Origin of the sequence: Enterobacter sp. EC_64, from assembly GCF_019584165.1 — a bacterium.
In the GTDB taxonomy this organism is placed as follows: domain Bacteria; phylum Pseudomonadota; class Gammaproteobacteria; order Enterobacterales; family Enterobacteriaceae; genus Enterobacter; species Enterobacter roggenkampii.
Genome location: NZ_VDAS01000002.1, coordinates 66,643 through 78,727 on the forward strand (window position 1 = coordinate 66,643; position 12,085 = coordinate 78,727).

Below are 12,085 nucleotides of genomic sequence, written 5' to 3' on the forward strand. Positions count from 1 at the left end.
CCCGTCTGGCTAAACCCTGCGGGCGAAATAAGAACGACTCTGGAAAAACGCCGGTGAGTGACCTGAGCGCTCACGTTTAGCGGCCGACATTAACTATGGTAAAGGAGAAGCTTATGTTTCGTTGGGGCATTATATTTCTGGTTATCGCGTTAATTGCCGCCGCATTGGGCTTTGGTGGACTGGCAGGTACAGCGGCATGGGCAGCTAAAATTGTCTTCGTTGTGGGTATTATTCTGTTCCTGGTCAGCCTGTTTACAGGGCGTCGACGTCCATAGCAAACGCAATATTCCGTCAACAAAATAAAGCCAGTCACTGTGACTGGCTTTTTCTTATTTGCGTAACAGGTCGGGTGCGTTACTGTGGTGTTATAAAATAATCAAAACAGGAAAGCAGAGGTGGGGCAACGAATTCCCGTTACGCTCGGCAATATTGCGCCGCTGACGTTAAAACCGTTTCGCGCGGGTCAACTCGCGCTGGTCTGCGAGGGTGGCGGACAGCGCGGCATTTTCACCGCTGGCGTGCTGGACGAATTTATGCGCGCGCAGTTCAACCCCTTTGATCTTTACTTCGGCACCTCTGCCGGGGCGCAGAACCTCTCTGCCTATGTCTGTAACCAGCCCGGCTACGCGCGAAAGGTCATCATGCGCTACACCACGGCGAAAGAATTTTTTAACCCGGTGCGGTTTGTGCGCGGCGGCAACCTGATCGATCTCGACTGGCTGCTGGAGTCAACCTCCAGCCAGATGCCGCTGGCCATGGATACTGCCGCCCGTCTGTTTGATAGCGGTAAAGAATTCTGGATGTGCGCCAGCCGGGGCGATGATTATTCGCCGGGCTATTTTTCGCCTCAGAAAGAGAACTGGCTGGACATTATCCGCGCCTCCAGCGCGATCCCCGGCTTTTATCGTACCGGCGCCCTGCTGGACGGTATTAGCTATCTGGACGGGGGGATCAGTGACGCGGTGCCGGTGCAGGAAGCCGCCCGTCGCGGGGCGAAAACCATTGTGGTGATCCGTACCGTACCGTCGCAAATGTATTACACCCCGCAGTGGTTTAAGCGGATGGAGCGCTGGCTGGGCGACAGCAGCCTGCAGCCGCTGGTGAACATCGCGAAGCAGCATGAAACCACCTACGGCGCGATGCAGCGCTTCATTGAGAAACCGCCGGGCAAGCTGCGTATTTTTGAAATTTATCCGCCTAAGCCGCTGCTGAGCATGGCGCTGGGCAGCCGCGTTCCTGCGCTGCGCATGGATTACAAAACGGGGCGGCTGTGTGGGCGCTACTTCCTGGCGACGGTGGGGAAAATGCTGGCGGAGCAGCCGCCGCTTCATCGCCATAAAAGCATTATTACGCCGCCTGCGATTGTCGCCAACGACGCCCTGACGGTGCCGCTGGTGGACATTCCGCAGGCGAATGACGCTTTACTGGATAACGAGGATCTGGCGTGATGCACCGCTTTGTCGATACCCATTGCCACTTTGATTTCCCGCCGTTTACGGGAGATGAAGAGCGAAGCATTGCGAAAGCGGCCGAGGCAGGCGTTCAGGCCATTATTGTGCCTTCAGTGGAAGCGGCTTACTTTTCCCGGGTGCTGGATCTTGCTGCACAGCACCCCGCGCTCTATGCGGCGCTTGGCCTGCATCCGATCGTGATTGAGCGGCATCGGGATGAGGACATTGAGCGACTTGATGAGATAGTGCAGACCGCAGGCGACAAGCTTGTCGCCATCGGTGAGATCGGCCTCGATCTTTATCGCGAGCATCCGCATTTTGAGCGCCAGCAGACGATCCTCGACGCGCAGCTCAGGCTGGCGAAGCGTCACGATCTGCCGGTGATCCTCCACTCCAGACGCACGCACGATAAGCTGGCAATGCACCTGAAGCGTATCGATCTGCCGCGCAGGGGGGTCGTGCACGGTTTCTCCGGCAGCCTGCAGCAGGCGCAGCGTTTTATCGAGCTGGGCTACAAAATCGGCGTTGGGGGCACCATCACCTATCCGCGCGCCAGCAAAACCCGGGACGTGATGGCACAGCTGCCGCTGTCGGCGCTTCTGCTGGAAACCGACGCGCCGGACATGCCGCTGAACGGTTTTCAGGGCCAGCCGAATCGTCCGGAACAGGCGGCGCGCGTGTTTGCCACCCTGTGCGAACTGCGAAAAGAGACTGAAGAGGCCATAGCCGGTGCGCTGCTGGAAAATACGCGTTCGGTATTTGGCATCACGCTATAGATAAAGCGCCGGACGGATCACCGTTATCTTCTGTTTTTCCAGCGCCCGCGCCAGCGGTTCAACGTCTTCCGGCGTGGCGCTGCGCCATGACGCCGCCTCGCCGTACACGCCATGCGCATGAAACGCGTTGAGGCGGACCGGCACATTCCCAAGCCCGTGGATAAAGGTTGTCAGCGGCTTCAGGTGCTCCAGATAATCACACTGCCCCGGAATCACCAACAGGCGGAGCTCTGTCAAACGGTGGCGTTCTGCCAGCCAGCGGATACTCTGCTTGATCTGCGGGTTTTCGCGCCCGGTCAGGAAGCGGTGGTGTTCGTTCCCCCATGCTTTCAGGTCCAGCATCGCGCCATCCAGTACCGGCAGCAGCTTTTGCCAGCCGGTTTCGCTTAACAAACCGTTGCTGTCGACCAGGCAGGTCAGATGATTCAGGTCGGGATCGGCTTTGATCGTGGTGAACAGCGTCACTAAAAACGGTAATTGCGTTGTGGCCTCACCGCCGCTCACGGTGATCCCCTCGATAAACGGTGCGGATTTGCGGATCTGTGAAAGGATCTCCTCCACGCTCAGGCGGTGCGCCATAGGCGTTGCCTGCTGCTGGCACAGGTGCAGGCAGGTGTCGCACTGCTGGCAGTCACTCTCCTGCCACCAGACGCGTCCCGCCTGTATGGTCAGCGCGTCGTGCGGGCAGTGGGGCACGCAGTCCCCGCAGTCGTTGCAGCGGCCGATCGTCCACGGGTTGTGGCAGGTTTTACAGCGCAGGTTGCAGCCCTGCAGGAACAGGGCCAGGCGGCTGCCCGGCCCGTCCACGCAGGAAAAAGGGATGACCTGACTAACTAAAGCGCATCTGCTGTTCATGGCTTATCACGCGCGGCTGACGTTCCAGAATACGGGTATTGCGCGCGGCTTCTTCACCCAGCCAGGTGGTATTGGTGCGCGATCCGGCTTCCCGGTACTTCTCCAGATCCGACAACCGCACCATATAACCGGTAACGCGCACCAGATCGTTACCCGCGACGTTGGCGGTAAACTCGCGCATCCCCGCCCTGAACGCGCCGAGACAGAGCTGGACCACCGCCTGCGGGTTACGTTTTACCGTCTCATCCAGCGTCAGGATATCGCTGATCCCGGAAGCGTAGTGCTTGTGGTGCGGCGCCACCGCCAGCAGGTGGCTGATGGGATCCGGCTCGTCGCCGTAGGGCAGGCGCGCGCCCGGCGTGGTGCCCGAGTCAGAGCTGATCCCCGACTGCGCATGCAGCATCGCGCGCTGCTTCCAGCCGTGTTTCACCGGCGTGTTTTCGACAAACGCCGCAAGCTGTTCGCTGATGCGATAGCCCAGCGCGTTGGCCTGCTCGTCTTTGCCGTAACGCCCAGTCATCCCGGCTTTCTCACAGAGCACGTTTACCGCTTCTGCCAGGCCGTACATGCCAAACATCGGCACAAACCGATCGGCATCAATCAGCCCCTCTTTCACCAGGAAGCTATTCTCAAAGAAGCCGGATTGTTGATACAGGAAATCGCAGCGGGCATCGATGATGGCCATTTGCTGCTGGCAGTAATGCGGGAGGGCGCGGCTGAAGAAGTCTTCCATTGACGTACTGTGTTCGGCGATGGCCTTGAGGTTGAGGCGCACCAGGGTGCTGCCACCGCCTGCCAGAGGCAGGGAGTTGTAACAGCTCACTACGCCGTAATGGCCTTTTGTGAAAATTTTATCATTCACCGGGCCATTAGAAATATGCGGTTTACTGCATTCACATATGTTTTTCGCCACCTCAAGCAGCAAATCGTCCGGGGTGATCGCTGGATCATAAATAAAGGTCAGGTTCGGCGCGACCTGCTTCAGCTCTGCATCGGCACGCAGAATGGCGCGCGTGACGGGGGTATCTTCCGGCCCGATATTGGCATGCATAAAGGCATCGGGCAGCGTACGGTCGAGATAGCGCCAGAAACGTTTTATTCGGCTATTGATTTCTTCTTGTGTTAGAATTCTAACATAAGGTTGCAGCAACACATCAAGCTGACCGAGATAGACCGGCATCGATGTGACGGACGGAACATGGTGGTAGAGGATGGTTAACAGTGAGAGGGCGTCGTCGAGATCTTTTGCCCCTTCCAGCTCCAGCCATTCTGAACCATTAGCCAGAAATTTTGCGTAATCCGGCAGAACGTAACGGGGTTTGTAAGGCGCATGGCCTTCGAACATGTCGCAGATGAACCCCTCGTCCAGCGCGGCGCGCGCAGCTTCAGGAAGTGCCGGATACGGCAGGTTGTTTTCCGCTTCCAGCGCCAGAAAATGACGTTTTTGTTCCGGGGTTAACGCCGGGCTTGTCACAATGTGCTGGCAACGTTGCTGCAGGGCGTCGGGGCTGGAGTGGGACATGTTCGCTTCCTTGAGTGTTCTGCGGATGATGAACGGATTGTAGAAAGCCTGCCTGTCGGCACTTTTGATCCGACAGGGGGTATCGCTGCTTTAGTCCGCAATATGCGCGCTAAAGTTTGAAGAAGATCGCATTACAGTAATGCAAATTTGCATGCAGTTTTCATTAACTGTGATGAATGTCGAAGTGTGGATGCGGGTGGATGTTAGAATACTCACAGACCCGCAAGGTAAAATTTATACGGCACTGCCGTTGGAGAATGTTATGACCGATTTAACTGCAAGCAGCCTGCGCGCGTTGAAACTGATGGACCTGACTACCCTGAACGATGACGACACCAATGAGAAAGTCATCGCTCTGTGCCATCAGGCGAAAACGCCGGTGGGCAACACCGCAGCCGTCTGTATCTACCCGCGCTTTATCCCGATTGCCCGTAAGACGCTGAAAGAGCAGGGCACCCCGGACGTGCGCATTGCAACCGTCACTAACTTCCCGCATGGCAACGATGATATCGAGATTGCGCTGGCAGAAACCCGCGCGGCGATTGCCTACGGCGCAGACGAAGTGGACGTGGTGTTCCCGTACCGCGCGCTGATCGCCGGCAACGAGAAGGTCGGTTTTGACCTGGTGAAGGCCTGTAAAGACGCGTGTGCGGCGGCAAACGTGCTGCTGAAAGTGATCATCGAAACCGGCGAGCTGAAAGAAGAGGCGCTGATTCGCAAAGCCTCTGAAATCTCCATCAAAGCCGGTGCGGATTTCATTAAAACCTCTACCGGTAAAGTACCGGTAAATGCGACCCCGGAAAGCGCGCGCATCATGATGGAAGTGATCCGCGACATGGGCGTGTCCAAAACCGTGGGCTTCAAACCTGCGGGCGGCGTGCGTACCGCGGAAGACGCGCAGCAGTTCCTGGCGATTGCCGACGAGCTGTTCGGCGCCGACTGGGCCGATTCCCGTCACTACCGCTTCGGCGCCTCCAGCCTGCTGGCCAGCCTGCTGAAAGCGCTGGGTCACGGCGACGGTAAGAGCGCAAGCAGCTACTAAGTTTGAATTGCCGGGTGGCGCTACGCTTACCCGGCCTACCCGGATCGTGGTCGGGTAAACCGTACCCGCCACCATTCACCCGATTCCTCATGGGGGTTACCGTGTTTCTCGCACAAGAAATTATTCGTAAAAAACGTGATGGTCATGCATTAAGCGACGAAGAGATCCGCTTCTTCATCAACGGCATTCGTGATAACACCGTCTCTGAAGGGCAGATTGCGGCTCTGGCGATGACCATTTTCTTCCACGATATGTCGATGCCTGAGCGCGTGTCGCTGACCATGGCGATGCGAGATTCAGGAACCGTTCTGGACTGGAAAAGCCTCAACCTTAACGGCCCGATTGTGGATAAACACTCCACCGGCGGCGTGGGCGACGTGACCTCCCTGATGCTTGGCCCCATGGTGGCAGCCTGTGGCGGTTATATCCCGATGATCTCCGGGCGCGGCCTGGGCCACACCGGCGGTACGCTCGACAAGCTGGAAGCCATTCCGGGCTTCGATATCTTCCCGGATGACAACCGCTTCCGCGACATTATTAAAGACGTTGGTGTGGCGATTATCGGCCAGACCAGCTCTCTTGCTCCGGCAGACAAGCGTTTCTACGCGACCCGCGACATCACCGCGACCGTTGACTCCATCCCGCTGATCACCGCCTCTATCCTGGCGAAGAAGCTGGCAGAAGGGCTGGACGCGCTGGTGATGGACGTGAAGGTAGGCAGCGGCGCGTTTATGCCAACCTATGAACTCTCTGAGGCGCTGGCCGAAGCGATCGTTGGCGTCTCCAACGGCGCGGGCGTGCGCACTACCGCACTGCTCACCGACATGAACCAGGTGCTGGCTTCCAGCGCCGGTAACGCCGTCGAAGTGCGTGAAGCCGTCCAGTTCCTGACAGGCGAATACCGCAACCCGCGTCTGTTCGACGTCACCATGGCGCTGTGCGTGGAGATGTTAATCTCCGGCAAGCTTGCCAAAGACGACGCCGACGCCCGCGCGAAGCTACAGGCGGTACTGGACAACGGCAAAGCGGCGGAGATCTTTGGCCGCATGGTTGCGGCGCAGAAAGGCCCAACCGACTTCGTCGAAAACTATGCGAAGTACCTGCCGACCGCGACGCTCAGCAAAGCGGTGTATGCCGACAGCGAAGGGTTTGTCTCGGCAATGGACACCCGCGCGCTGGGTATGGCGGTGGTGTCTATGGGCGGCGGCCGTCGTCAGGCGTCAGATACCATTGATTACAGCGTCGGCTTCACCGATATGGCCCGTCTGGGCGACAGCGTTGACGGCCAACGTCCGCTGGCGGTGATCCACGCCAAAGATGAAGCCAGCTGGCAGGAAGCGGCGAAAGCGGTGAAGGCGGCTATTACGCTTGACAATAAAGCGCCGGAAACCACACCGACTGTCTATCGCCGTATCACCGAATAGCGGTATACTGATCTGATCGATAATTTTTGAAGCACTACGTACGGAGAACAATTATGAAACGTGCATTTATTATGGTGCTGGACTCATTCGGCATCGGCGCAACCGAAGATGCGGAACGTTTTGGTGACGTGGGTTCCGATACCATGGGTCACATCGCGGAAGCCTGTGCGAAAGGCGAAGCGGATAACGGTCGTAAAGGCCCTCTGACTCTACCCAACCTGACCCGCCTCGGGCTGGTGAAAGCACATGAAGGTTCTACCGGTAAAATCGCAGCCGGTATGGATGCTAACGCGGAAGTGGTGGGCGCTTACGCCTGGGCGCACGAGCTCTCCTCCGGTAAAGACACCCCGTCTGGCCACTGGGAAATCGCCGGTGTGCCTGTGCTGTTCGACTGGGGTTACTTCTCCGATCACGAGAACAGCTTCCCGCAGGAGCTGCTCGATAAGCTGGTGAAGCGTGCCAACCTGCCGGGCTATCTCGGCAACTGCCACTCCTCCGGTACCGTGATTCTGGACCAGCTCGGCGAAGAGCACATGAAAACCGGCAAGCCGATTTTCTACACCTCTGCTGACTCCGTGTTCCAGATTGCCTGCCACGAAGAGACCTTTGGCCTGGATAAACTCTACGAGCTGTGCGAAATCGCCCGTGAAGAGCTGACCGAAGGCGGCTACAACATTGGCCGCGTGATCGCGCGTCCGTTTATCGGCGACAAAGCGGGTAACTTCCAGCGTACCGGTAACCGTCACGATCTGGCCGTTGAGCCGCCGGCACCGACCGTACTGCAGAAGCTGGTTGATGAGAAAGGCGGTCACGTGGTTTCTGTAGGTAAAATCGCGGATATCTACGCTAACTGCGGCATCACCAAAAAGGTCAAAGCGACCGGACTCGATGCGCTGTTCGATGCCACCATCAAAGAGATGAAAGAAGCGGGCGACAAGACCATTGTCTTCACCAACTTCGTCGACTTCGATTCCTCCTGGGGTCACCGTCGCGACGTAGCGGGTTATGCTGCGGGTCTTGAGCTGTTCGACCGCCGCCTGCCGGAGCTGATGGAGCTGGTGGGTGAAGATGACATTCTGATCCTGACCGCGGACCACGGCTGCGATCCGACCTGGACCGGTACCGACCACACCCGTGAGCACATTCCGGTGCTGGTGTACGGCCCGAAAGTGAAGCCGGGTTCGCTGGGTCACCGTGAAACCTTCGCGGACATCGGCCAGACCCTGGCGAAATACTTTGGTACGTCTGACATGGAATATGGCAAGGCCATGTTCTGATGTCATTGCCCGGTGGCGCTTCGCTTACCGGGCCTACGGTTTTGTAGGCCGGGTAAGGCGTAGCCGCCACCCGGCAAAAACAACAAGTTAAAAGGAACTGAAGATGGCAACTCCTCACATTAATGCAGAAATGGGTGATTTCGCTGACGTCGTATTGATGCCGGGCGACCCGCTGCGCGCGAAGCACATTGCAGAAACCTTCCTGGAAGACGTGCGTGAAGTGAACAACGTTCGCGGCATGCTGGGCTTCACGGGTACTTATAAAGGCCGCAAAATCTCCGTTATGGGCCACGGCATGGGTATCCCATCCTGCTCCATCTACACCAAAGAGCTGATCACCGATTTCGGTGTGAAGAAAATCATCCGCGTAGGCTCCTGCGGTGCGGTGCGTATGGACGTTAAGCTGCGTGACGTGGTGATCGGCATGGGCGCGTGTACCGACTCTAAAGTCAACCGCATCCGCTTTAAGGATCATGACTTTGCGGCCATCGCTGACTTTGACATGGTGCGTAACGCGGTTGACGCGGCAAAAGCGCTGGGCGTTGACGCGCGCGTGGGCAACCTGTTCTCTGCCGATCTGTTCTACTCGCCAGAAGGCGACATGTTCGACGTGATGGAAAAATACGGCATCCTGGGCGTGGAAATGGAAGCGGCCGGTATCTACGGCGTAGCGGCTGAATTCGGTGCGAAAGCGCTGACCATCTGCACCGTATCTGACCATATCCGTACCCACGAGCAGACTACCGCTGCCGAGCGTCAGACCACCTTCAACGACATGATCAAAATCGCGCTGGAATCCGTTCTGCTGGGCGATAAAGAGTAATTCTGTCTCTTCCCTCCCTCTCCCTGTGGGAGAGGGCTGGGGTGAGGACACCAGCTAGCGCACGGCCTGCGCAATCCACGCTGACAGCTCCCGCAGCTCATTTTCCTGCTCCGGGAAATCCCCAATTAACGCGTCACATTCCTGCTGCAGCATATCCGCCCGGTACAAACAGCCCTGCAAGCGTGCCGCAAGGGCTTCCAGTGGCCCCGGATTCAGACTGTCCGTAAACACCTGCGTGCGGGTGATATGACCTTTCTCGACGTCAAAATGCAGCTCCACGCCGCCCCAGGTAAAACGCTCATCCAGCAGATGGGAAAATGCAGGTGCCTGACCGAAGTTCCACTCCCAGCTGCTCTGGCGGGCGAAGGTTTCCGCGAAGTTTGGCAGGTCCGGGGTTTTGTCCGGTGAAATCACTTCTGCTTCCACGCGCTCGCCGTAATGCGCAAAGAACGCCTCGCGCACGGCCTCACAGATTTGCTCGTGTGTAACGCCCGGCAGCAGTTCGACCAGATTTGCCACGCGGCCGCGCACGGAGGTAATCCCTTTGGCCTGGAGTTTTTTCTTGTCGGGATTCAGGTAGTTCGCCAGGCGGCTCAGATCGGCGTTAAGAAGCAGGGTGCCGTGGTGGAACCCGCGATCCATCGTTTCGCGATAGGCGGAGCCGGACACTTTGCGATCTCCGTCGGGTGTTTTGACCACCAGATCGTTACGTCCGGAGGCTTCAGCCGTCACGCCGAGCGAATTGAGCGCGTTGAGGACGATGGACGTTGAGATGGTTTTGTCGTATTCCGGTTTGCCCGCCATAAAGGTAAAGCAGGTATTGCCCAGATCGTGGAATACCGCGCCGCCGCCGCTGCTGCGGCGCGCCAGACGGACGTTGTCCTCTTCCATACGGCGGGTGTTGCACTCTTTCCACGGGTTTTGCGCACGACCAATAACCACCGTATCGGCATTGCGCCAGAGAAACAGTACGCGCTGGGTGGCAGGCATCTGGCGGAAGATGCACTCCTCCACTGCCAGGTTAAACCAGGGATCGTAAGAGTCAGAGATAAGCAGGCGTAACGTCGACATGGCAGAGTTCCTTTTCCGAATCATCCGCCTACTTTATCACTATTCTTTCTTCTCGCTCTCTTCGTCTTCGGGGACTGACCGGCTGGCGGTCAGCAGGAACGGGGATTGCTGCCAGCGCGTGCGCTTGCCGCGAAGCAGGGTACGCGCCAGCACAACGCCGATGGCGAGTGAAAGCAGCAGCATCAGGCGCAGAATATTGGTGGTATTATCGACCTGTTTGGCTTCAGTGGGCAGGGTGTGGGTATCAAGGGTGAGGCGCAGATAACCCAGCGGGCCATTCTTCCCCTGAATAGGTTCAACAAGCTGTTGGTTGAAGTAGCCGCCGGCTTTTTTGCCGTCCAGCGCCAGCCTGTCTCGCACGTCGACGTGCTCACCCGCACGGGCAATGAGGTTGCCTTGCTCATCATAGACACCGGCATCAAGAATGCGGCTGTTCTCCGTGAGCAGGCGTAAAACCTGGCCTATCCGCTTCTCGTCAGGCGTTTCGTTACGCATGGACGGCGCGACGTTGAGCGTGACCTGGCGTGCCAGCGTGCGGGCCAGCTCTTCAAACTGCGGGTTGCGTTGCCGTTGATGGTTCTGGCTAAACCACGATGCCCCTTGCATCAGCACCACTAAGAGTGCGAGACAGGAAAGGACAATCACGGCGCGATGGAGCCGGAATTTCAGTTTTGCGCGAGCCATATTCCACCTGCTGAAAATTTACGGCTTAATGTTGCCAGAAGTGATGGTTACAGGGTAGCCTCATGCGTTATTTTCCCTCTGCAACCTTCCGGCGCGAACGAAATTACAGGAGCTTTAATGCCGAACATTACCTGGTGTGACCTGCCAACGGATGTCTCTTTATGGCCAGGATTGCCGCTCTCTTTAAGTGGCGATGAGGTGATGCCTCTGGATTACCACGCCGGTCGTAGCGGCTGGCTGCTGTATGGACGCGGTCTGGATAAGCAACGCCTGACCCAGTATCAAACCAAACTGGGAGCCGCGATGGTCATCGTCGCCGCCTGGTGCGTGGAAGACTACCAGGTCATTCGCCTGGCGGGATCTCTGACCCAGCGCGCCACGCGCCTGGCGCATGACGCCGGGCTGGATGTCGCACCGCTGGGCAAAATTCCGCACCTGAAAACGCCTGGCCTGCTGGTCATGGACATGGACTCTACCGCCATTCAGATCGAGTGTATCGACGAAATTGCGAAGCTGGCGGGCAGCGGCGAGCTGGTGGCGGAAGTCACCGAGCGTGCGATGCGCGGCGAGCTGGATTTCACCGCCAGCCTGAGACAGCGCGTGGCGACCCTGAAAGGGGCCGATGCCAACATTCTGCGCCAGGTGCGCGACGTGCTGCCGCTGATGCCAGGACTGACGCAGCTGGTGCTGAAGCTGCAGTCCCTCGGCTGGAAGGTGGCGATCGCCTCCGGTGGCTTCACCTTCTTCGCGGATTATCTGCGGGAAAAACTGCATCTGACCACCGTGGTGGCCAACGAGCTGGAGATCATGGACGGCAAGCTGACCGGTCAGGTGATCGGCGATATTGTGGATGCTCAGTACAAAGCCAATACGCTGACGCGCCTCGCGGAAAAATATGAAATTCCGGTTGTCCAGACCGTCGCCATCGGTGACGGCGCGAATGACCTGCCGATGATCAAAGCGGCCGGCCTGGGCATTGCCTACCATGCCAAGCCAAAAGTGAATGAAAAGACGGAAGTGACTATCCGTCACGCTGACCTGATGGGGGTGTTCTGCATTCTCTCCGGCAGCCTTAATCAGAAATAACGGTCTGCTTTGTAGGCCGGGTAAGCGTAAGCGCCACCCGGCTCGCAGGCCGCAGAGAAATAACGAGGTAAACC

At 57.9% G+C, this 12,085-nt stretch carries 12 protein-coding genes; 8 read left to right on the plus strand and 4 right to left on the minus strand.

Features of this window, described 5'->3' with window-relative positions; translation table 11 throughout:
* Positions 1-113: 113 nt before the first annotated feature.
* The 3 genes from FHC52_RS01925 (at position 114) to FHC52_RS01935 (ending at position 2,227) form a co-directional block, all read left to right on the plus strand.
* The gene (locus FHC52_RS01925; RefSeq protein WP_003856556.1) at positions 114-275 is read left to right on the plus strand and encodes a DUF1328 domain-containing protein; all 162 of its coding nucleotides are present in this window, start codon (positions 114-116) and stop codon (positions 273-275) included.
* 120 nt (positions 276-395) lie between these two features.
* Positions 396-1,448 carry a patatin family protein gene (locus FHC52_RS01930; RefSeq protein WP_126287596.1) on the plus strand — a complete coding sequence of 351 codons (1,053 nt, stop codon included), beginning with the start codon at positions 396-398 and terminating at the stop codon, positions 1,446-1,448.
* Positions 1,445-2,227 carry a TatD family hydrolase gene (locus tag FHC52_RS01935; protein ID WP_126287597.1) on the plus strand — a complete coding sequence of 261 codons (783 nt, stop codon included), beginning with the start codon at positions 1,445-1,447 and terminating at the stop codon, positions 2,225-2,227. The genes FHC52_RS01930 and FHC52_RS01935 overlap by 4 nt, the downstream gene beginning before the upstream one ends.
* On the opposite strand, the gene FHC52_RS01940 is transcribed toward FHC52_RS01935, so the two are convergent.
* Together FHC52_RS01940 and FHC52_RS01945 are read right to left on the minus strand one after the other, a co-directional pair.
* Positions 2,222-3,082, minus strand: coding sequence for a YjjW family glycine radical enzyme activase (locus FHC52_RS01940; RefSeq protein ID WP_032675911.1), 861 nt, complete (start codon positions 3,080-3,082; stop codon positions 2,222-2,224). The two genes, FHC52_RS01935 and FHC52_RS01940, sit on opposite strands and share 6 nt — an antisense overlap.
* On the minus strand, positions 3,057-4,604 hold the full coding sequence (locus tag FHC52_RS01945; RefSeq protein ID WP_126287598.1) for a YjjI family glycine radical enzyme: 1,548 nt from the start codon (positions 4,602-4,604) through the stop codon (positions 3,057-3,059). Before FHC52_RS01945 ends, FHC52_RS01940 begins: the two co-directional genes overlap by 26 nt.
* A 262-nt stretch (positions 4,605-4,866) precedes the next feature.
* Here FHC52_RS01945 and deoC point away from each other — a divergent pair, with 262 nt between their 5' ends.
* From deoC to deoD, 4 genes are all read left to right on the plus strand, one after another.
* Complete coding sequence (gene deoC / locus FHC52_RS01950; protein ID WP_047746207.1) at positions 4,867-5,646, plus strand: deoxyribose-phosphate aldolase; 780 nt, start codon at positions 4,867-4,869, stop codon at positions 5,644-5,646.
* Positions 5,647-5,747: 101 nt separating this feature from the next.
* Positions 5,748-7,070 carry a thymidine phosphorylase gene (deoA, locus tag FHC52_RS01955; protein WP_021240582.1) on the plus strand — a complete coding sequence of 441 codons (1,323 nt, stop codon included), beginning with the start codon at positions 5,748-5,750 and terminating at the stop codon, positions 7,068-7,070.
* Positions 7,071-7,123: 53 nt separating this feature from the next.
* Positions 7,124-8,347, plus strand: coding sequence for a phosphopentomutase (gene deoB / locus FHC52_RS01960; RefSeq protein WP_046091472.1), 1,224 nt, complete (start codon positions 7,124-7,126; stop codon positions 8,345-8,347).
* A gap of 103 nt (positions 8,348-8,450) precedes the next feature.
* Positions 8,451-9,170, plus strand: a complete 720-nt coding sequence (gene deoD / locus FHC52_RS01965; protein ID WP_003856538.1) for a purine-nucleoside phosphorylase — start codon at positions 8,451-8,453, stop codon at positions 9,168-9,170.
* Positions 9,171-9,224: 54 nt separating this feature from the next.
* Here deoD and lplA read toward each other — a convergent pair whose 3' ends face one another.
* Positions 9,225-10,241 carry a lipoate--protein ligase LplA gene (lplA, locus tag FHC52_RS01970; RefSeq protein WP_023293326.1) on the minus strand — a complete coding sequence of 339 codons (1,017 nt, stop codon included), beginning with the start codon at positions 10,239-10,241 and terminating at the stop codon, positions 9,225-9,227.
* Between the two features lie 39 nt (positions 10,242-10,280).
* A complete protein-coding gene (locus tag FHC52_RS01975) occupies positions 10,281-10,925 on the minus strand; it encodes a YtjB family periplasmic protein (protein WP_008502067.1) in 645 nt (214 codons plus the stop codon).
* 117 nt (positions 10,926-11,042) lie between these two features.
* Here FHC52_RS01975 and serB point away from each other — a divergent pair, with 117 nt between their 5' ends.
* Positions 11,043-12,011 carry a phosphoserine phosphatase gene (gene serB / locus FHC52_RS01980; RefSeq protein WP_008502066.1) on the plus strand — a complete coding sequence of 323 codons (969 nt, stop codon included), beginning with the start codon at positions 11,043-11,045 and terminating at the stop codon, positions 12,009-12,011.
* Positions 12,012-12,085 lie beyond the last annotated feature (74 nt).